Below are 20,159 nucleotides of genomic sequence, written 5' to 3'. Positions count from 1 at the left end.
GACCAGTTCGTATTGTAAAGTGGGGGAAAAACAATGAATGCGATAGAACAATGTCAAAGCCTCGTAAAAACGATATATGATCAGTTTGATGCGAGTCATGATTTTCAACATATAGAGCGTGTCTTAATGAACGCAAAAGCAATTTTAGCGGAGGAACCGACTGCCGATCATGAGGTTGTTGAAATTGCGGTGCTTATGCATGATGTCAGCGATCCAAAATATTCAACGGATAAAGCAGATGAAGAGCGTATATTGGCTCAATTAGATGTATCGTCAGAAAAACGTGTACATATTCAAAATGTTGTAGCCTCAGTGTCTTATCGCGGTGGCAATGAGCTACCGGCAACGACAATCGAAGCAAGAATCGTACAAGATGCCGATCGATTAGATGCTTTAGGTGCAGTGGGCATTGCGCGCACATTTGCATTTGGGGGCGCAAAAGGTCGTGCATTATATGATGATTCAGAAGAAGCACGTTTTGATATGAGTGAAGAAGATTATCGTGGAAAATCAACTGCTAGTGTCACACATTTTTATGAAAAATTATTTTTGTTAAAAGATTTGATGAAAACGGAACAGGGCAAACGCTTAGCTAGTGGTAGACATCAATTTATGGTGGAATTTATCGAGCAACTAAAGAATGAAAGAGATGGTAAACTATGAGTCATTTAATCGTATCAAATTGCACAAAAACAGTCGGAGAAAAAACACTATTTAAAGATATTGAATTTACAATTTTAGAAGGACAACGCGCTGGTTTAATCGGTATTAACGGTACAGGGAAATCTACATTACTGGGGATTTTAGCAGGTATTGTTGATGCAGATTCCATCACGTTAGATCACCCAAATAAATACCGTATTGCACATTTAAAACAGGATCCTCAATTTGAAGAAGGCATGACTGTTCTAGATGCTGTATTCGAAGGAGATTCCCCTGCCATCGCATTAAACCGTAAATACGAAGATAGCTTATTGAAAATGCAAGCAGATCCTGAATCTGAAAAATTACAGGATATTATGTTCAAATACCAACAAGAAATGACAGACACAGATGGTTGGGATATCAATGCAGCAGCTAAAACAGCATTGACAAAACTTGGCTTAAAACAAGAACATTTTGAGCAGCAAGTTACATCGCTTTCAGGTGGTCAACAAAAACGTGTGGCACTTGCAAAAACATTGATTGAACCTGCTGATTTATTCCTATTAGATGAACCGACTAACCATCTAGATGTTCAGTCTACAGAGTGGTTAACTGTGATGGTGAAAAATCTTAAAGGCGCGGTCATTGTTATTACCCATGATCGTTATTTCCTAGATGCTATTTCTACACATGTGTATGAAATTGCTGATAAAACATTATACAAACATTCGGGGAACTACGGTGATTTCCTAGAAGCTAAAGCGATTCGTCAAGAGATGGACGTCGCTTCAGAAGCGAAGCAACGCAATCGTTTTAGAGCTGAATTGAAATGGATTCGTCGCGGAGCTAAAGCGCGTTCGACAAAACAAAAAGCACGTATTCAACGTTTTGATGATCTATCAGAATCATTGCAAAAAGATAATGATAATACGTCGTTAGAGATGGGTCTAGCTACAACAAGACTAGGTAAAAAAGTTATTGAAGGTACAGATGTTACCAAAGCATTTGGAGACAAACACTTAATTAATAATTATTCATTCCTCTTACAACAGGGTGATCGAATTGGTATTATTGGGCCCAATGGTGCTGGTAAATCAACGTTACTCAATATGCTAGCAGGTAAACTACAACCGGATAGTGGTCTTCTAGACGTCGGTTCTACCGTTAAAATTGCGCATTTCACACAACATTTACCGGAGATGGATAGCAATGAGCGTATGATTGAATATGTGCGTAGTACAGCAAATGATATTACAGATGATACAGGTGAACATCACTCTGCAGCATCCATGTTAGAACGTTTCTTATTCCCATTAAAAACGCATGGTACACAGATTGGTAAATTATCAGGTGGCGAAAGAAAACGTCTTTTCCTACTTAAATTACTAATGGACCAACCGAATATTTTATTGATGGATGAGCCGACAAATGATTTAGATATCGATACATTATCTGTATTGGAAGAATTCATAGAAGGCTTTAAAGGTGTTGTGATTATTATTTCCCATGACCGTTTCTTCCTTGACCGTATTGCCAAAAAACTCTGGGTATTAGATGGTGTTGGTGGTATTGATGAGAGTCATGATATTTATACAGATTTCCTAGCGAAACAAAACGAAAAAAAACAAAGTCCTAAAATAGCAAAGATCGAACAGCCAAAAGTGGAAGTCGTTCAACCAAAAGCTGAAATTATTGAAAAAAGCGACAAAAAAAAGTTATCATTTAAAGAACAAAAAGAATGGTCTTCTATCCAAAAAATGATTGAAAAAGTTGAAAAATCAATTATGGAACAAGAGGATAAAGTGAAAAAGGCAGGTAGTGATTTTACATTACTCCAAAATGCGACGGATGAGTTGGAAACATTAAATGCAGAATATGAGCATTTGATAGAGCGTTGGGAGTATTTAAGTGATATCGTAGAAGGGTAAAACAGTAAGGAGGGTTTCAATATGAAAATTAAAATGATTGAACCAACGCCAAGTCCGAATACAATGAAGGTTATAGTTGACCAAGAATTGTCTTTTGGAAAAGCTTATAATTATAATAAAGAAAATCTGGATCAGGCACCACAGGAAGTACAAGATATTATGAAAATCCAAGGTGTAAAAGGTATTTATCATGTAGCTGACTTTTTAGCGGTCGAACGCAATGCAAAGTTTGACTGGGTTGGCATATTAGCGGAGGTTCGAGCAGTTTTCGGTGAAGAATCCCAAAAAACAACAACGGAAGCAGATGTTGTTGATAGCTTTGGTGAGGCATATGTTCATATCCAAATGTTTAAAGGAATCCCTTTACAAGTAAAGGTTTTTGATAGTGTAGAAGAAAAACGTGTCGCTTTACCGAAAAAATATATTGAAGCATTTAATCAAGTACTCGGTACTTCGGATGACGATGATTTTATCTTACAACGTAAATGGGTTGATTTCGGTGTTCGTTATGGCGATAAGGAAGAAATCGGCGAAAGTGTAGCACTTGAGATAGAGGCGACCTATACCGATGAACGCTTGTCAGAACTAGTTACTGCAGCGACAAATAAAACAGTACCATTGCCATTAAATAAGCGTCGTATTTCGATGGAAGAATTTGCAGTCGATGACTGGGAACATCGTTTCCAACTACTCGATCAAATTCCAGATCCCGATGTTGAGGATCTTCCGATGCTTGCTAAAGCGTTACAAGATGACAAAATGTCCATTCGTCGTTTAGCGACTATATATTTTGGTATGATTGAAGACCTTGCTGTTGTACCATATATCGTACAAGCATTAAATGATAAGAGTGCTGCTGTTCGCCGTACAGCAGGGGATTGTATTAGTGATTTAAGCTTTGTAGAATTCGAGCCGGCAATGATTGAATCATTAAAAGATAAAAATAAGCTTGTTCGTTGGAGAGCGGCAATGTTCCTATATGAAACAGGTACTGAAGCATCTCTAGAAGCATTAAAAGCAGCAGAGAACGACAAGGAATTTGAAGTTGCTTTACAAGTGAAAATGGCAATTGAGCGTATTTCACAAGGTGAATCTGCTAAAGGTTCTATGTGGCGTCAAATGACTGAAATGCGTCAACAATCTTCAAAGAATAAAGCATAGAATATCTGCACGACGACCATTATTTCTACCTTAGAAATAAACGGTTGTCGTGCTTTTTATTTTGGTTCTATATGAGTTGTTGAGTTTTCAAATAATACCACCTCTGCATGATGTTTTCCGTGGGTCTCGCTTCAACTAATTCCGCAGAAGACGCGAGCTTGTGGGATGTAACGCAAAAAAGTACAACACTACCGATTCATACACTTGAAAACGGGCAAGTAGCGTGTAAATAGCGTTAATTTTGGCGATTCAAAGGGCTTTTTAGAAGGTATTCATCATAAAAAAAGGTTTTAAAACGCCATGTATTTGAATGGAGATGCTTTGATCATTTTTGAGCGAGGATTTGATTGAATAGGAAGGATCAAGAAATGGACTTGCATGTAGGGTGAATGATTTGTGTAGTAAAGGACGAGGACACCTGCCCCAGAAAGCGAGTTGATTTGAAAAATCCAATTTCATTCACCCCAATATTTGACACAGAGCCTATTTTTATCGAAAAATTAACATTCTGCTTCTAAAAGCCGATATAATACATATACAGGAGTGATAAAATGATTTGTGGAAAATGTAATTGTACGAAGAAAAATGTCTTAACTGCTCAAAGCTACCAACTTAATTCAACTGTTTTAACAATTCAAAACATACCGGCAAGTCAATGTAATTGCCAGCTTTATATCAACTCAGCAATTGAAATGGAAATTCAGTCATACATAGATGAACATAGGGCAAGTCTAGAACCTATTTTTGTGTCATTTACTGACGTATAATTCCTCTAGTCTGGAAACTAAAAGGCAAATCGCGTTGCATGGACCCATCATTTGATGGGTTCATTTTTAATTGAAAAATGCATCTCCGATTCGTAGAATCATTCTACAAATTGGAGATGCATTTTATGATATGGATGCGGAAAATACAATTTTATATTTTAAACGAACGTTCAGCTTGTTGTTGTTTTAAAGGAACATCACGAAAAATAGTAAATGCAGATTTTTCTCGGCGCTTTGTAACAACATAACTATAATAGCCAAAAAGTAGTAAAGACACACCAAATACTAAAAGTATTAAACGGACAAAAATAGTATTAAATGGAGCACTAATAGCAATTATATTTAGCAGTAGACCAACCGCTGCTAAAAAAAGAATCGTATTTTTATCTTTCATGAAAATTCCTCCTCTATACAATGTAGTTGTTTATATTATTCCTATATTTAGTGTAAATGAAACATTTTGATAATAAAGTGTACAAAACATAATCAAAAATTAACATTATTGTCATAGAATAATAGATGACAATGGGTATAGGATAATAGGGGGGAGAGGGTATTCGATATCTGATAGCAATAGCGTGTATTATGGGTAGTTTGACCCTCGTTTTAAGGGCTATTCCAAAAGCGTATGACAAAGCACAAATTGCGAAAGGTACGCATTATTTACAGCAAGGTAAAGTGGAGGAAGCCGAGAAATTATTTGAGCATCTATCAAATAATAATCCATCCGATGCCATGATTAATTATTATTTATTAGAAGCCAAAAAAATGAATATCCGTCAGCAAACAAAGGAAATTGAAGTAATTTTTGCATCGAGAAATAAACAAAAAGTACAAGCATTCTCAAAAAAAAGTACAGCGTTATGGTAAAGACAAAGAAATCAATTTTTAAACGTCAAAAATTCACTATACCAATGCAAAAGTGCAACAGCAAAATGATTACTAGTGGTGAACCAAATTAAAAAGAGCCTGAGACAAACATATTTTCAACAGAGAAAATCCCGTATGATTTTTTGAAATCATACGGGATTATTCATTTCAATCTATGTCCGCTGCGAAAAATGCTTTCCACGGACATGGCTTCAAACCCCTCGTCACAGCTTTCCTGTGAGGTTTTCAGCTCATGCTATTCCCATAGGAGTCGTTTTCTGCGCGTTTAATTGATTTGATGATGCGTATTGGAGACAGACTATTTTTGTTCTGTCCCAGGCTCTTTTTGATGTGTTCAAATACACCGCAATCAACGATTAGTGTGCTATATGCAATAACTCTATTGGTTTTGAAATCATGACAGATGGATTTTCTGCTGCTAAGGTTTCTGAAGAATGACTGCCCCATGTAACAGCGCAAGTTTTTATATTAGCGGCCTGCCCCATCTGAATGTCAAAAATAGCATCGCCAATCATTAAAGCATTTTCTGCATGAATATGATATTTATTTAAAAGAAGTTGGATGCCTTCGGGATGTGGCTTATAATGGGCTACTTGATCAGAACCAATAGCTGCCACAAAAAAATGATCAATGCCAAGCATTTGTAAATTGCGCTCTAATACATTGGTTTTTTTACTGGATAGTACAAAACAACGAATATTTTGTTGTGCCAACTGTTCAAGTACGAATGGAATTTGAGGAAAAACAGTTAATGACTCCATTTCAAATTGTTTATAATACATACGAAATGTGATAAGTAATTGTGTGAATTCTTCTTCATCTAAAGATTTCGTAGCCATTTGTATAAATGAACGCTCAATTGGAATACCCATATAATATTCGATGCTTTCCACACTTGGAATGGGTAAGTCTAATGAAGCAAATGCCTGTTGTGTTGCAAGAATACTACATTGTTTAGAGTCTGCAAGGGTACCGTCAAAATCGAAAATATATGTATGCATAAAAACCTACCTTTCATTACCAGCATATTAGCATACTTTTTCACGATAAAAGATTTAAATTTGAACATTTTGTGACAAATGCGTATAATGAGGGTATAAAACAAAAAGGAGCTTGCAGATGAACCTTGATTTAGAAGCCAGTATAATGAATACCGATTTCATGCAAGTAGTTGAAATCGGTATTCGGCAGTCATACAAACAACTAAAAATGAGTGAAAAAATAGCAGTATAGCACGAGGATTTGAAGAATATTTCAATAAGCATCTTAAGTTAAGTAACGCTTCACGTACATAGTAGTATGAGAATCGAATACCCCACTTGTAGCATGCATAACTCTACTGGAGAACGAAATGCTCGGCAATAACTCGTTTTATGCCAGCCAACCAAATCATCAGCAAGCGATAAATAATCGACTGATTTGGAGGTTTTAAAATGAGAAAAATTTATTTACAAAAACATGATGTATATTATGCAGAAAAAATGGCGGAACTTTTAAGTGCGCCTGAAGTTAGTTCAGCATTGGCGTTACAACCGTACGAAACAACTGTGGACGCTATGCGAGATTTTATTCGTGAGATGAATCTAGAAGAGATGATGGGCAATCATATATCACGTATGATCATGAACGAAGACTTTGAATTAATTGGTGTTATTACATTAAATAACCGCAATGATCACTCAAAAACATGTCATATTAGTACATGGTTAGGAGTAGCGTATTGGGGGCTTGGCTATAATACATTAGCTAAAGAGAAAATGCTCTTTTTTGCATTTACTGAGCTTCGGATGCACACTGTTTTTGCTGGTGCGCGCGTAGAGAATTTCCGCTCAAGAAAAGCCCAGCGCAAATTACCCTATATTACTTTATATGCGGAAAAAAAATACCCGGATGAACTCTTAAGTTTAGAACGAAGAGAAAATGCCTATTGCTTATTAAATGCAATAGAGCAAGTTGATTTCATGAAATGGTATTCTCAAAAAATTGCAATATAATTTATATTTTGACTTTTCTCGAATTTCCTTTACTTCACTCGCTGAACTACTATAGAATATACTTAATAGAAGTGACAGTGGGTAAGGAGGATTTTATGAAAAAGAAAGTAATCGCAGCCACAGTCGGATGAATTATTCTCTTCATTGTGGCTGTTTTTGTCATATGGAAGTATGTAAATCCAACGGATCATACTGCCGCTACAGCTAAAAACATCTATGAAAATCCAAGCTTTATTGAAAAACAACAAGCGCTCTTGTATATTTCTCCAGAAGCGGAGTTACTTGAGAAAAAAGAACAGCAAGGGTCTATCGTTTTTATAGATCATAAAGGAAAAGCAAAGGGTTTTCCTATCAATGCTGTTGAATATGGTGGCACTGTAGTAAATGGGCACGATGTATTTATTGACCAGTCAAATAAATTATCTTTATTTGGTAAACAAGCGATTACAAAAACATTTACTGAAGATGAATATCGTGGATTGAAAACAGGTTTATTACCTCAAACAAAACAATTTTATTCTATTTATAATAGTGGATTGAGTAAAAAACATGATTATAAAATGACGATTCGCTATTTAAGCCAACAAGGTGAATTTGAAACGGCGCTCATCCCCTATTTTGTATCGGCAGCAGGGGAAGAAAAAGATCATGTGCTACTTTTAACGCAGGATTTAATAACGAGTGAGTTTCAACTGCGTTCTTTACAGCTCAAAGATCATCCGACAACAAAACTTATCACATCACTAAAGTTGAAAAATACAGGGAATCTTGATGCGGTTTCACAAGTAATTAGTGATGAAGAGGCCTACTATTTTGCAGCGTCCAATTATGAAACAGAGAAATATGAAGATATTAACTTGTATCGAGTAGATAAAAAAACATTTGATGTTCAAACAACACCGATTGCTCAATATCGTTCGGAACAAGAAACAGAAAGTAGTTTGCCTCTTACTTTTGATAACAGCATTTATCGTGTAAATGAGGCAATTTACTTTATGAATGGTGTTGGTACAATCTATCGTTATCATACGAAAACAGCAGCAACCGAAACATATATGACGATTCGACCAAAACCAATAGAACCAGCAAATCACGCACAAATGCAATTTAAAAATGGTCAGATCTATTATGTCTACGAGACTAAAAACAAGGAATTTTACTTAGATCGTTATTCTCTAGATACTAAAAAACGTACTGCCCACATAGAGATTGAAAACCTAAAAAAATACTTAGGCGATCAGAAAAAAATCGGCTTATATAATCTTGATATAATCACGTCAAAAAAATAAAAAAAGGCCGCAAATTGTACTGATACAATGGCGGCCTTTCTAGCTGTTTTATCATTTATAATGACTACTATACTGTGAAATGGGAATACAGTATATAGGGTGAAGTGAATGGTTACACAGCAGGATTTATTTGATTATTTGGAGAGCGCGCTAAATAGGGATAAACTATAAGCCGAAATGATCAACTTATAAACTAGCGAATCCCTTATTTTACAGCAGCTAACAGTGATAGGTCATGCAAGATTTTACGAGGTGTCCATGTGTACGGATCTCCACGAATGTTCTAGTTTTTTTGAAGCAGGTAGTCGATTTTATTCACTTATACAATAGCTTGAATGGATGGCAGATGTGCAAGTAGAGATGAGTAGGAGAATGAAGACACTATATGCAGTCTACATATCTGAGCGTTTTATTAGTACAGTAGATGAACACTTTTACTTAAATTATAGCTACTCTTCATAAATACTCAAATAGTTGAAAAGGTAATGGCACGGTATAATAAGTACAAATGTCTCACAGTAGCAAGTGAATACATACGATTTTCGATGATTTTTCAGTAACCATGGCTAATCAATACAAAGTCTATACAAAGAAAATCATAGACGAACCAATTGTCACTGGAAATGGCAACAACATGGCAGTTATTACAGCAATCACGTTATTACCTGGGAAATTAAAACAGATAGCAGAAGAATCCAGTTCGTCATTTTCAAAAAGAATAGGAGTTATACCAATGGCATATTTTACGCTTTACGCATCGAGAGATCAATCAGTAGCAATCGATAAAATTCTCACAAAAGCAATGCTTCCATATGAAGTTATACAACAAGAAGACCATTTCATCATCGTTAAAAAGGGCTTTATTAAAAAGAAACCAATCGCAAGAATCCAGTTGAAAGAACGCTTGGAAAATGAGGGAGCCAATCAATTTACGAATGGTTTTGTCGGTTATATAATCGCTGAAGTAGCGGGTGATCAAGTAGTTAAAGATAACTTAGTACGGCAAGCTAGTCACACAACTACCATAATATCATTTGATATTATGGAGCAGTATATTGAAGAATTTTGGGGGAGTTTTATCGAAACGACATCGATGATTGGCGGTCTTATTTTATTGCCGTCTTCCATTATTTTGGATGGAAGTGGTGAAGAACTAGTAGATGAAAATAATAAAATTATGGCAAAAAAATTTACTGCTACAATTACAAAACAACAAGTGGCATATGAAACAACTATTGAAGCAACAATCGAAAATCAAGGGAGAAGACAGGCTAGCCAAGTGAAGCTGTCTGCCAATAAAATACCGTATATTGATGCGCTACCCTTATTACCGGATAGCAAGATGGTGCAAAGGCGATCAACTGTAGATGTAGCAAAAAGAGCATCCATTATAATTATTATGATTCAATTTGTACGTGAATTACTAGATGACGAAGAAAAGACCGCAATAACAACAGCTAAACGTATGTCTGAAGTATTTTTAAATCGCTACGGTGTGAAAATGAATTTAACGAACGACGAACAATTATTTTTAGAAAAGGATCATTTTGACAATCAAGAATTAATCAATCGTATGTGGCTATATGAAGCAGCATGGGTCATGTTGTGGTCAATTGGTCTACTAAGTGAATTAAAAGAACCAACTGAAATTTGTGATGTCGATGCATTGCTACAACTGATTACAGATAATACAAATGTCAGTGAAATAGTTGCTGAAGCACAACCAGTTACTACGACAGAATTACTGGATCGTATGGATGAAAACTATTTATATCATTGGTCTTGTATTGAAAATCGCATGAATGGTATAGAAGCACCCGCCGATTTGGACGAAGGTGTAATAATGGAAAGACAGCGTGCCTTTAATTGGCTAATTGCCTTGCATGATGAACCATGGGATGACATAACATTAAATGCCTAACCCAAAAAAGTAGCACCTGAGACAAACGTATTTTCAACAGAGAAAATCCCGTATGATTTTTCGAAATCATACGGGATTATTTATTTCAAGCCATTTCCGCTTCGAAAACGCTTTCCACGGATATGGCTTCAAACTTCTCGTCACTTCGTGCTTATGTGGTTTTCAGCTCATGCTATTCCCATAGGAGTAGTTTTCTGCGCGTTCCATGGATTTGATGATTCGTATGTGAGACATACTATTTTTATAATATAGTTAAATATTGGAGAAACAGCGTTTGTAGTATCGGATAAATAATGGTATTAATTGTTAAAATAAGAATAAATAACATTTTAATAAAAAATTTGCCTTTTACCCTAAAGATATTGTAAAATAAATATAATGAAAATTCAGAATTTTGTGAGAGAGGGGAATTTTCGATGACAGAGTTGAAAAATTTACTAGAAGTTACAAATTTAGAAACTACTTTCTTTACAGATGATGGAGTCGTTCCTGCTGTAGATGGCGTATCTTTTACGTTGAAGGAAAGAGAAATCCTTGGCATCGTAGGTGAATCAGGAAGCGGCAAAAGTGTAACTTCGTTATCAGTCATGGGTTTAATCCCATCACCACCAGGTAAAATTACAGAAGGTAAAATTATGTTTGATGGCAAGGATTTAACGAAATTGAAAGAGCGTGATCTGCGCAAAATTCGAGGAAATGATATTGCGATGATTTTCCAAGAGCCGATGACATCATTAAATCCATTGTTTACAATTGAAAAGCAGTTAAATGAAGCGGTGTTATTACATAATAAAAAATGGTCAAAAAAACAGGCAACTGCCCGTTCTATCGAAATGATGAAACTTGTCGGGTTACCGAGGGTAGAAGAACTTATTAAAGAATATCCTCATCAGCTTTCCGGAGGAATGAGACAGCGTGTGATGATTGCAATGGCGCTTGTTGCAGATCCCAAGGTCTTAATAGCAGATGAACCTACTACTGCTCTAGATGTGACGATTCAAGCACAAATTCTTGAGTTGATGCGCGATTTAAATAATCGCTTGAATACGGCAGTTATGCTTATTACACATGATTTAGGTGTTGTAGCAGAAACTTGTGAGCGTGTCATCGTGATGTACAGCGGACAAATTGTTGAACAGGGTTATGTGAAGGACATTTTCAAGGATCCGCAGCATCCATACACGCAAGGTCTGATCAAATCCGTACCAGATATGCGTGAGAAAAAGGATCGTCTTTATTCTATACCTGGAAATGTGCCGAAGCCCGGTACGATTAAAGCAGGTTGTCGTTTTGCGACTCGTTGTGAATTTGCCTTTGATCGATGCCTAGTCGATGAACCAGTTTTATATAAAACAAGGGAAAATCATTTGACAAGATGCTTCCTACATGAGCAAAAGGAGAGTGATTTACATGGCAGAACCATTGCTGAAGGTTAATGGTCTTAAAAAATATTTCCCTATTAAATCAGGCTTTTTTGGCAGAACAACGGGGAGTGTCAAAGCTGTTAATGATGTGTCTTTTGAAATTTATGAAGGTCAAACACTTGGAATTGTCGGTGAATCGGGTTGTGGGAAGTCAACAACTGGCCGAGCAATTATGCGTTTATTGGAACCGACAGACGGTGAAGTGATTTTTGAAGGAAAGAGTATTACTAAAATGACGTCATCCGAAATGCGTAAGGCAAGACGTGATATTCAAATGGTTTTCCAAGATCCATATGCTTCATTGAATCCTCGGCACAATGTTCAGAAAATTCTGGAAGAACCATTAAAAGTTCATAATATTGGTACTCCTGAAGAACGTAAAGAGAAGGTTGCCAAATTATTAGAAATTGTTGGTTTAAGTAGCTATCATGCAAGCCGTTACCCCCATCAATTTAGTGGTGGACAAAGACAACGTATTGGTATAGCCCGTGCTTTGATGACGAATCCAAAGTTGATTATTGCGGATGAACCGGTTTCTGCACTGGATGTATCCATTCAAGCCCAAGTACTAAATCTGATGAGTGATTTACAAGATGAGCTCAAGCTGACCTATATTTTCATCGCCCATGATCTTGGTGTCGTTCGCCATATTAGTGATCGTGTAGCTGTGATGTATTTAGGTAAAATCGTCGAAATAGCAGATAGCGAGATGCTTTATGAAAATCCAATGCATCCGTATACGCAAGCACTTTTAACAGCAGTACCCGTTCCAGATCCGGATTTCGTACGGAAAGAAAGCTTGATCAAAGGGGATATACCAAGTCCAGCCAATCCCCCTACAGGCTGTGCATTCCATACGAGATGTCCATATAAAATGGACATTTGTTCACAACAAACACCGGAAATTGTGGAATATGAAATTGGTCATTCTGTTGCCTGTCATTTACATAGTGATCGCAACAATGATAATAAAGATTAATCTATTTTTGGAGGGGAAAAAGCATGAAGAAAAAGAGCTTAATGTTCTTCCTATTACTCATTTTGGTTCTATCTACTGCTCTTGCAGCATGTGGTGGAGATAAGAAGGAGTCAGGAAAAGACGCAGATTCAAGCAAAGAAAAGACGTTAGTGTTTGGTAGAGGAGCCGATTCAGTAAAATTGGATCCAGCAGCTGTAACGGATGGTGAATCTCTAGGAGTAGCAAAAAATATTTTTGAAACATTGATTAATTTTGGTGAAGAAAGCACAGAATTAGTACCTGGTTTAGCAACTAAATGGGATACTTCTGATGATGGCTTACAGTATACATTTGAATTAGAAAAAGGCGTTAAGTTCCAAGATGGTACGGACTTCAATGCAGAAGCAGTTGTGAAAAATTTTGAGCGTTGGATGAGTGGTAATGCAGAATCTACACCATACTTCCAATCGATGTTTGGTGGCTTCAAAGGTGAGAAGAATGCAGTCATTAAAGAAGTAAAAGCGGATGGTGAAGATAAAGTAGTCATTACTTTATTCCGTGCACAAGCACCATTTCTTAAAAACTTAGCGATGACACCATTCTCAATTGCGAGCCCAACAGCATTTGAAAAATTTGGTAAAGATTTTTACAAAAATCCAGTGGGAACAGGTCCATTCACTTTTGTTAGCTGGAAGCGCAATGATTCGATTACTTTAGAAAAATACAAAGATTATCGCATCGAAGGATTACCTAAATTAGACAAAGTAATCTTCCGCTCAATTCCTGAAAACTCAGCACGTCTAAATGCATTAACGACAGGCGATATTGATTTAGCAGATGGTATTAATCCAACAGATGCAAAAGCGATTGAAAGCAATGATAAATTACAATTATTCAAACGTCCTTCAATGAACGTAGGTTACCTAGGTATGACGGTAACACGCAAACCATTTGATGACAAAAAAGTACGTCAAGCTGTCAACTATGCAATCGACAAGCAAGGGTTAGTAGATGCTTTTTATGAAGGTCAAGCAACTGTAGCGACAAATGCTATGCCACCAGTAATTACTGGTTTTAATGAAGAAATCGATGCTTATCCATATGATCCAGCAAAAGCAAAAGCACTGTTAAAAGAAGCTGGTTATGATGGTAAAGAAATCGAATTATGGGCTATGCCAGTACCACGTCCGTATATGCCAGATGGTCAAAAAATGGCAGAAGCTATTCAGAAAAATTTAGAAGATGTTGGTATGAAATCGAAAATCGTCAACTATGAGTGGGGTACGTATTTAGAAAAAGCTGCTAAAGGTGAGGCAGATGCATTCCTTCTTGGTTGGACAGGCGATAACGGCGATGCCGATAACTTCTTATACACACTTTTAGATGAAGATAGTATTGGTTCAAATAATTACACATTCTTCAAAAACTCTAAAACACATAAGCTGTTAAAAGATGCGCAAATTGAAGTAGATGAAGCAAAACGTGAGAAACTTTATAAAGAGGCACAAGTTATTTTACATGATGAAGCACCATGGGTACCACTTGCGTACTCAACGCCTCTAATTGCAGGGATTAAAGAAATTACTGGATTCAAACCACATCCAACTGGTTCGGATCGCTTTGATACAATCGACATTAAATAATAAAGATAACAAGAAGCTGTCAACTCAGTTCGTTGATGTTGGCAGCTTTTTTATTCACTAAAGGAGGAGAGGAATATGCTTCAGTATATTGGAAAACGCTTATTACAATTAATACCTGTCTTACTTGGTATGACATTTATTGTCTTTTTAATTGTTAGAGCCATTCCTGGTGACCCAGCACAAATCATATTAGGTCAACAAGCTACTAAAGAAGCTGTGGCGTCTTTACGTGAAAGCTTAGGACTTGATAATCCTTGGTACATACAATATTTCCATTATATAGGGCAGCTGTTGACTGGCGATTTTGGTACGTCTATTAAAACAGGCGTACCCATTTTGAATGAAGTTTGGCCATATTTAGCGGCAACAATGGAGCTAGCATTTGTGGCAATGGTTATCGCAGTTGTAATCGGTGTAAATGCTGGTATTATTTCTGCTTGGTTCCAAAATTCATGGTTCGATTACACAGCTATGATTTTAGCTTTGGTCGGTGTATCCATTCCGATTTTTTGGTTAGGGTTGTTGGGTCAATGGTCATTTGGTGTTGAATTAGGAATCTTACCAACATCAAGCAGATTTAACGCACGTGACCCTGTTGAAGCCATTACTAATTTCTATTTAATTGATACATTATTAGTAGGACGTTTCGATCAATTTATCGATGTTATGAAACATCTTATTTTACCGGCATTTTGTTTAGCTACCATTCCGATGGCGATTATAGCACGTATGACACGCTCTACAATGTTAGAAGTCATGCGATCGGATTTTGTGCGTACTGCTCGCGCAAAAGGGCAAAGAATGTTCCTAGTTGTATATAAGCATAGTTTGAAAAATGCAATTATACCTGTATTAACAGTCATTGGTCTACAAACTGGACTACTATTGGGTGGTGCAATTTTAACGGAAACAATCTTTAGTTGGCCGGGTATTGGTCGCTACATTTATGAAGCGATTAGTTCACGTGACTATCCTGTTATTCAATCAGGTATACTGATTGTCGCATTTATATTTGTCATGATTAATCTTTTAGTTGATGTATTGTATAGTATTATCGATCCACGAATCAAATATAATTAAGGAGGGATGCACTTTGACTAGCATGCTACCAAAAGTAGAAGTTGAAAAACAAGCACAAGCAAGAAGTCCTTTTCAAGATGGTTTTAAAAGTTTTAGAAAAAATAAAATTGCAGTTATTGGTACAATCATTGTCGCATTCTTCGTGTTTTTAGCAGTATTTGGACCGTGGATTGCACCACAGGGTGTTAATGAACAGAACTTTAAACTAAAATTATTATCGCCATCAGCAAGCCACTGGTTTGGGACGGATGATTTTGGTCGTGATATATTCTCACGTGTCATATTAGGTGCTCGTTTATCATTAGCGGTTGGGTTCTTTTCCGTTATAATATCTATCATTGTCGGCAGTATATTAGGAATTATAGCTGGATACTACGGTAGATGGGTAGACACAATTATTTCGCGGATCTTCGATATTATACTGGCGTTCCCAAGTATTTTATTGGCAATCGCAATCGTTACGGTATTAGGACCATCATTACGCAATGCACTGATTGCTATTGCAATCGTCAATGTACCAAACTTTGGTAGGTTGATTCGTTCAAAGGTGTTAAGCATTAAAGAAGAAGAGTATATTACAGCAGCAAAAGCCATTGGTATGAAGGATTCACGGATTCTTTTTACGCATGTTCTGCCGAATTCAATGACGCCAATTATCGTTCAAGGGACGTTAGCGATTGCAACAGCTATTATCGAAGCAGCAGCGCTTGGCTTCCTCGGTTTAGGAGCAAGAGCGCCTGATCCAGAGTGGGGAAAGATGTTGTCAGATGCCCGTATCTATTTAGTTAATGCACCATGGACAATGATTTTTCCAGGTTTAGCGATCATGTTAACGGTCCTTGGTTTCAATTTAATGGGTGATGGACTTCGCGACGCTTTTGATCCAAAAATGAAAAGTTAAAAAGCTGTCTTATCCAAAGAAGCTTTGGTAGTATCCCCATTAAGTAAATCCTGTTAAAAACTACAGTACGCTGTAGATCAACAGTTTACTTAATGGGGTTTTTCTATGTCGAGAAAAATAATTGCCATTCACATGACTAGAAATTAGAAATAGGCCAGAGCCATTTAGCTAGAGAAGAAAATAGGCAATTCGCAATGTCTCGCAAGTGAAGGTTTACTGGAAGTATTTAATCACTTACCATCTATATATTCTGATGCGAAGAATTCGTTAAAAAGAAAGCATATTCAATAATGTATCGACACTAGATGGCTGCTTCGCCTTTTTAGAGCCGTCTATTTGAGAGAGGAAAGTTCCGTATCGTTTTATTTGCAAAAATCTTCAATTTTTTTGAATAAATTGAGGATGGAGTCAGGAAAGTTACGATTTTTCAAATAGCATAAATATACAGGTCGTTCAAGATGTCCATCTGTTAATAGTTTATACGTTAAGTTCGTAGGTAAATTATTCTGCACATAATTTACAGGTAAAATACTAATGCCAGCACCCGATGAAACAAGCATTTTCACCATTTCAAAACGTTCAATTTCATAAGCGATTTTAGGGGTGATTTGTGCTTTTTCAAACGCTTCCGTAATCAATTTCCATGTTTCAAAAGTGGGCATACCTGTTATAAGTGGGTAATTGCTAATATGATGTAAAGAAATTTGTTGTTGATGTGCAAGTGCATGATCCGTGGGCATAATAACAGCGAATTTTTCACTATATAATTGCTGACAAGTAATATGGGGCCCTTGTATGAAATGATTAGAAATTGCGGCATGTATATCATAGTTTTCCAAAGCTTCCATAACTGATTTATTATACAATGTATCGATAATCGAAAATTGAATGTCAGGGTATTGTTCATGATGCAATAGCATAACTTCAGAAAACCATCGATGTGCAGCTTCAATCATACCAAAAACAATTTTTATTTCATTGCCATGAATGACATCTTGTAATTCTTCATTTATGATAGAAAATTGATTGATTAGCTCAATGGAGCGTTCATAAAGCAACATGCCTGTGTCAGTTAGTCGCACATGCCTTGTAGAACGTTCCAATAAACTACTGCCAATACTTTTTTCAAGATTGGCAATCGCGTTACTTAATGACGGCTGGGATATATGTAAAAGTAAAGCCGCCTTAGAAAAACTACCTGCATCTGCAACTGTTATAAAATACTTAAGTTGTTTAATATCCAAAAATATTCACCTCTATATATAGTTATAAACTATAAATATATAAAAAAACAGTATTAGTAATTATAGATTATAAAAATTATACTTACAATACAGCTAAAAGCATGAATAATGAGGGAGATAAAATATATGTATAACTCAAAAATGACTGAATTTTGGAACGGTCGCGTGGACAGTTTACTTATTAAAGAAAGCTATAGATTACATCAAGCTGTGTCAGTAATTGAGCCAACACAATTGAGTGACGCGCAAGCTAATATCGCGATCGTCGGTTTTTCATGTGACGAAGGTGTGAGAAGAAACAAAGGCAGACTGGGTGCTGCTCAAGGTCCAAATGCTTTAAGAGAAGGATTGTCGAGCATTCCTTTAATTGAAGAAAATATGGTGTCAATCGTTGACTTAGGCAATATTGAATGTGAAGGTCGTCAACTAGAAGCAGCACAAGTAGAATTGGGTAAAATCGTTGCACAATCGCTGAAAACGGATACAGCAACAATTATATTAGGTGGTGGTCATGAAACCTTATATGGTCATTATCTAGGTGTTCGTGAAGCGTATGGGAAAGAAGCGGTTATTGGATTAGTTAATATCGATGCCCATTTTGACCTGCGTGACTATGATGAAGAAACCTCATCTGGAACAATGTTTAAACAAATTCTTGATGAGGATAAAAAAGCAAAATACTTCGTTTGTGGTATTCAGCGTTATGGTAATACACAAGCGTTATTTAATCGTGCGGACGCGTTTGATGTTACGTATTTATATGAAGATACAATGACAGAAGCTGATTTAGCAATGGAATTTGACCATTTTTCGCAACAGTGTGATGTATTATTAATGACGCTTTGCATGGATGTAATTGATGCAGCACATGCACCAGGTGTCAGCGCACCATCTGTTTTTGGTCTACATCCAAAAGCGGTGAGGAAAATTATTCAACTCATAACGAATAATGATAAAACAACGAGCTTCAGTATATGTGAAGTGAATCCATCCTTAGATCAAGGTGGCTTAACGGTGAAGTTAGGTGCATATTTGACGAATGAAGCGATGGTAGGTATGACTAGGGGGAAATAGATTGTTTGAAATTGATCAAATTACTACATTATTTATAGCGGTAGCGATGTTCATACTCGGTACGTTTACCGTCAACAAAGTAAAGCTACTCAATAAATTTTGCATACCTGCACCAGTTGTAGGAGGATTAATCTTTGCAGCAATTGCAACATTATTAAAGGCGACTGGCGTGGTAGAGTTATCACTAGACACGTCTTTACAAAGTATTTTTATGATTACATTTTTCACAACAGTAGGTCTAGGTGCTAGTTTTGCACTTGTTCGACTGGGTGGTAAAATTCTTATTATTTACTGGATTGCCTGTGGTTTTTTAGCATTGGTACAAAATATTATTGGCGTTAGTTTAGCCAAAGTATTTCATTTGGATCCATTATTAGGTGTAATGGCCGGAGCAGTATCAATGGAAGGTGGACATGGTTCTGCTGCAGCCTATGGTGCGACAATTGAAGGTATGGGTATTAACTCAGCTGTATCGATCGGAATGGCGGCAGCTACAGTAGGGCTGGTTGCTGGAGCGTTAATCGGTGGTCCCGCTGTAAAATATTTAATTAAAAAGCATAATCTAAAACCCAATGAAGGAAAATCAGAAAAATATGTTGAAGTGTATGAACATCCGGTGACGGAGAAATCATTCATGAATCAAGTGTTTTTAATTACACTATCTATGGCCATTGGTACATATGTAGGACAATTCTTCTCGGATCTAACTGGTTTCGTGTTACCGGCTTATGTAGGCGCTATGTTTGTTGCGGTCATCGTTCGTAATGTGATGGATCGAATCAAACCTGATTTCATTAATATGAGAGAAATCAATTTAATCGGTGATATTTCACTGGGCATATTCCTATCTATGGCATTAATGAGCATTAAATTATGGGAAGTAGCAGATTTAGCACTACCAATTTTTGTGATTGTTTTTGTGCAAGTCGTCTTTATTTTCTTATTTGGTGTGTTCGTGTTATTCCGCTTTATCGGAAAAGACTACGATGCAGCAGTTATGATTTCTGGTTTCCTTGGTCATGGACTAGGTGCTACACCTAATGCTATGGCAAATATGTCTGCAATCGTGAAAAAATATGGCCCATCACAAAAAGCTTTTTTAATCGTACCAATTGTGGGTGCGTTCTTAATAGACGTTTTTGGTATGCCAATTATTATTACGACAATTAATTTATTTAAATAACATAATTGTGCTCGAAATACGGTTGATCAACATCTTATAGCCTCCCCATCATGTAT

General features: G+C 36.5%; 18 protein-coding genes. 15 read left to right on the top strand and 3 right to left on the bottom strand.

Annotated elements, in window-relative coordinates; genetic code table 11:
- Positions 1-33: 33 nt before the first annotated feature.
- The 4 genes from DEX24_RS03735 to DEX24_RS03720 all read left to right on the top strand — a co-directional run bounded on the left by DEX24_RS03735 (position 34) and on the right by DEX24_RS03720 (position 4,501).
- Positions 34-663, top strand: a complete 630-nt coding sequence (locus DEX24_RS03735) for an HD domain-containing protein (RefSeq protein WP_109305058.1) — start codon at positions 34-36, stop codon at positions 661-663.
- Positions 660-2,573: an ABC-F family ATP-binding cassette domain-containing protein gene (locus DEX24_RS03730; protein WP_109305057.1), complete on the top strand. Its 1,914-nt coding sequence runs from the start codon at positions 660-662 to the stop codon at positions 2,571-2,573. Before DEX24_RS03735 ends, DEX24_RS03730 begins: the two co-directional genes overlap by 4 nt.
- Positions 2,574-2,594: 21 nt before the next feature.
- Complete coding sequence (locus DEX24_RS03725; protein WP_109305056.1) at positions 2,595-3,734, top strand: conserved virulence factor C family protein; 1,140 nt, start codon at positions 2,595-2,597, stop codon at positions 3,732-3,734.
- Positions 3,735-4,285: 551 nt separating this feature from the next.
- The gene (locus DEX24_RS03720; RefSeq protein WP_109305055.1) at positions 4,286-4,501 is read left to right on the top strand and encodes a hypothetical protein; all 216 of its coding nucleotides are present in this window, start codon (positions 4,286-4,288) and stop codon (positions 4,499-4,501) included.
- A gap of 151 nt (positions 4,502-4,652) precedes the next feature.
- Here the strand turns inward: DEX24_RS03720 and DEX24_RS03715 are convergent, their stop codons facing one another.
- Positions 4,653-4,895, bottom strand: a complete 243-nt coding sequence (locus DEX24_RS03715; protein ID WP_109305054.1) for a hypothetical protein — start codon at positions 4,893-4,895, stop codon at positions 4,653-4,655.
- A 191-nt stretch (positions 4,896-5,086) separates the two neighbouring features.
- Between DEX24_RS03715 and DEX24_RS03710 the strand changes: the two genes are divergently transcribed.
- Entirely contained in the window at positions 5,087-5,371 is a 285-nt protein-coding gene (locus DEX24_RS03710) for a hypothetical protein (RefSeq protein WP_109305053.1), read from the top strand.
- A gap of 377 nt (positions 5,372-5,748) precedes the next feature.
- On the opposite strand, the gene DEX24_RS03705 is transcribed toward DEX24_RS03710, so the two are convergent.
- Positions 5,749-6,393 carry an HAD family hydrolase gene (locus DEX24_RS03705; protein ID WP_109305052.1) on the bottom strand — a complete coding sequence of 215 codons (645 nt, stop codon included), beginning with the start codon at positions 6,391-6,393 and terminating at the stop codon, positions 5,749-5,751.
- A gap of 432 nt (positions 6,394-6,825) precedes the next feature.
- On the opposite strand from DEX24_RS03705, the gene DEX24_RS03700 reads away from it, so the two are divergent.
- The 8 genes from DEX24_RS03700 (at position 6,826) to DEX24_RS03665 (ending at position 16,602) form a co-directional block, all read left to right on the top strand.
- Positions 6,826-7,386 (top strand): GNAT family N-acetyltransferase, encoded by a 561-nt coding sequence (locus tag DEX24_RS03700; RefSeq protein ID WP_109305051.1) that lies wholly within the window; start codon positions 6,826-6,828, stop codon positions 7,384-7,386.
- Positions 7,387-7,532: 146 nt separating this feature from the next.
- A complete protein-coding gene (locus DEX24_RS03695) occupies positions 7,533-8,675 on the top strand; it encodes a hypothetical protein (RefSeq protein WP_109305050.1) in 1,143 nt (380 codons plus the stop codon).
- Positions 8,676-9,408: 733 nt separating this feature from the next.
- Positions 9,409-10,596, top strand: a complete 1,188-nt coding sequence (locus DEX24_RS03690; protein ID WP_170112830.1) for a DUF4272 domain-containing protein — start codon at positions 9,409-9,411, stop codon at positions 10,594-10,596.
- A gap of 416 nt (positions 10,597-11,012) precedes the next feature.
- On the top strand, positions 11,013-12,032 hold the full coding sequence (locus tag DEX24_RS03685) for an ABC transporter ATP-binding protein (protein ID WP_109305048.1): 1,020 nt from the start codon (positions 11,013-11,015) through the stop codon (positions 12,030-12,032).
- The gene (locus DEX24_RS03680; RefSeq protein ID WP_109305047.1) at positions 12,007-12,999 is read left to right on the top strand and encodes an ABC transporter ATP-binding protein; all 993 of its coding nucleotides are present in this window, start codon (positions 12,007-12,009) and stop codon (positions 12,997-12,999) included. Before DEX24_RS03685 ends, DEX24_RS03680 begins: the two co-directional genes overlap by 26 nt.
- A 23-nt stretch (positions 13,000-13,022) precedes the next feature.
- Positions 13,023-14,621, top strand: coding sequence for an ABC transporter substrate-binding protein (locus DEX24_RS03675; protein ID WP_109305046.1), 1,599 nt, complete (start codon positions 13,023-13,025; stop codon positions 14,619-14,621).
- Between the two features lie 75 nt (positions 14,622-14,696).
- Positions 14,697-15,701: an ABC transporter permease gene (locus tag DEX24_RS03670; protein WP_109305045.1), complete on the top strand. Its 1,005-nt coding sequence runs from the start codon at positions 14,697-14,699 to the stop codon at positions 15,699-15,701.
- Between the two features lie 22 nt (positions 15,702-15,723).
- Positions 15,724-16,602 (top strand): ABC transporter permease, encoded by an 879-nt coding sequence (locus DEX24_RS03665; RefSeq protein WP_109305108.1) that lies wholly within the window; start codon positions 15,724-15,726, stop codon positions 16,600-16,602.
- A gap of 362 nt (positions 16,603-16,964) precedes the next feature.
- On the opposite strand, the gene DEX24_RS03660 is transcribed toward DEX24_RS03665, so the two are convergent.
- Positions 16,965-17,846: a LysR family transcriptional regulator gene (locus DEX24_RS03660; protein ID WP_109305044.1), complete on the bottom strand. Its 882-nt coding sequence runs from the start codon at positions 17,844-17,846 to the stop codon at positions 16,965-16,967.
- Positions 17,847-17,972: 126 nt separating this feature from the next.
- Here DEX24_RS03660 and hutG point away from each other — a divergent pair, with 126 nt between their 5' ends.
- Both hutG and gltS read left to right on the top strand, forming a co-directional pair.
- Complete coding sequence (hutG, locus tag DEX24_RS03655; protein WP_109305043.1) at positions 17,973-18,920, top strand: formimidoylglutamase; 948 nt, start codon at positions 17,973-17,975, stop codon at positions 18,918-18,920.
- 1 nt (position 18,921) lies between these two features.
- A complete protein-coding gene (gltS, locus tag DEX24_RS03650; protein ID WP_109305042.1) occupies positions 18,922-20,103 on the top strand; it encodes a sodium/glutamate symporter in 1,182 nt (393 codons plus the stop codon).
- Positions 20,104-20,159: the final 56 nt, after the last annotated feature.

This window comes from Kurthia sibirica (assembly GCF_003143975.1).
Taxonomy (GTDB): domain Bacteria; phylum Bacillota; class Bacilli; order Bacillales_A; family Planococcaceae; genus Kurthia; species Kurthia sibirica.
The sequence above is the reverse complement of the archived record's forward strand: the minus strand, read 5'-3'. Positions and strand labels throughout refer to the sequence as shown.

What these genes read in the sequence shown, in the direction of transcription:
- DEX24_RS03735 (WP_109305058.1), top strand. Translation starts at nt 34, where the DNA reads ATGAATGCGATAGAACAATGTCAAAGCCTCGTAAAAACGATATATGAT.
- DEX24_RS03730 (WP_109305057.1), top strand. Translation starts at nt 660, where the DNA reads ATGAGTCATTTAATCGTATCAAATTGCACAAAAACAGTCGGAGAAAAA.
- DEX24_RS03725 (WP_109305056.1), top strand. Translation starts at nt 2,595, where the DNA reads ATGAAAATTAAAATGATTGAACCAACGCCAAGTCCGAATACAATGAAG.
- DEX24_RS03720 (WP_109305055.1), top strand. Translation starts at nt 4,286, where the DNA reads ATGATTTGTGGAAAATGTAATTGTACGAAGAAAAATGTCTTAACTGCT.
- DEX24_RS03715 (WP_109305054.1), bottom strand. Translation starts at nt 4,895, where the DNA reads ATGAAAGATAAAAATACGATTCTTTTTTTAGCAGCGGTTGGTCTACTG.
- DEX24_RS03710 (WP_109305053.1), top strand. Translation starts at nt 5,087, where the DNA reads ATGGGTAGTTTGACCCTCGTTTTAAGGGCTATTCCAAAAGCGTATGAC.
- DEX24_RS03705 (WP_109305052.1), bottom strand. Translation starts at nt 6,393, where the DNA reads ATGCATACATATATTTTCGATTTTGACGGTACCCTTGCAGACTCTAAA.
- DEX24_RS03700 (WP_109305051.1), top strand. Translation starts at nt 6,826, where the DNA reads ATGAGAAAAATTTATTTACAAAAACATGATGTATATTATGCAGAAAAA.
- DEX24_RS03690 (WP_170112830.1), top strand. Translation starts at nt 9,409, where the DNA reads ATGGCATATTTTACGCTTTACGCATCGAGAGATCAATCAGTAGCAATC.
- DEX24_RS03685 (WP_109305048.1), top strand. Translation starts at nt 11,013, where the DNA reads ATGACAGAGTTGAAAAATTTACTAGAAGTTACAAATTTAGAAACTACT.
- DEX24_RS03680 (WP_109305047.1), top strand. Translation starts at nt 12,007, where the DNA reads ATGGCAGAACCATTGCTGAAGGTTAATGGTCTTAAAAAATATTTCCCT.
- DEX24_RS03675 (WP_109305046.1), top strand. Translation starts at nt 13,023, where the DNA reads ATGAAGAAAAAGAGCTTAATGTTCTTCCTATTACTCATTTTGGTTCTA.
- DEX24_RS03670 (WP_109305045.1), top strand. Translation starts at nt 14,697, where the DNA reads ATGCTTCAGTATATTGGAAAACGCTTATTACAATTAATACCTGTCTTA.
- DEX24_RS03665 (WP_109305108.1), top strand. Translation starts at nt 15,724, where the DNA reads ATGCTACCAAAAGTAGAAGTTGAAAAACAAGCACAAGCAAGAAGTCCT.
- hutG (WP_109305043.1), top strand. Translation starts at nt 17,973, where the DNA reads ATGTATAACTCAAAAATGACTGAATTTTGGAACGGTCGCGTGGACAGT.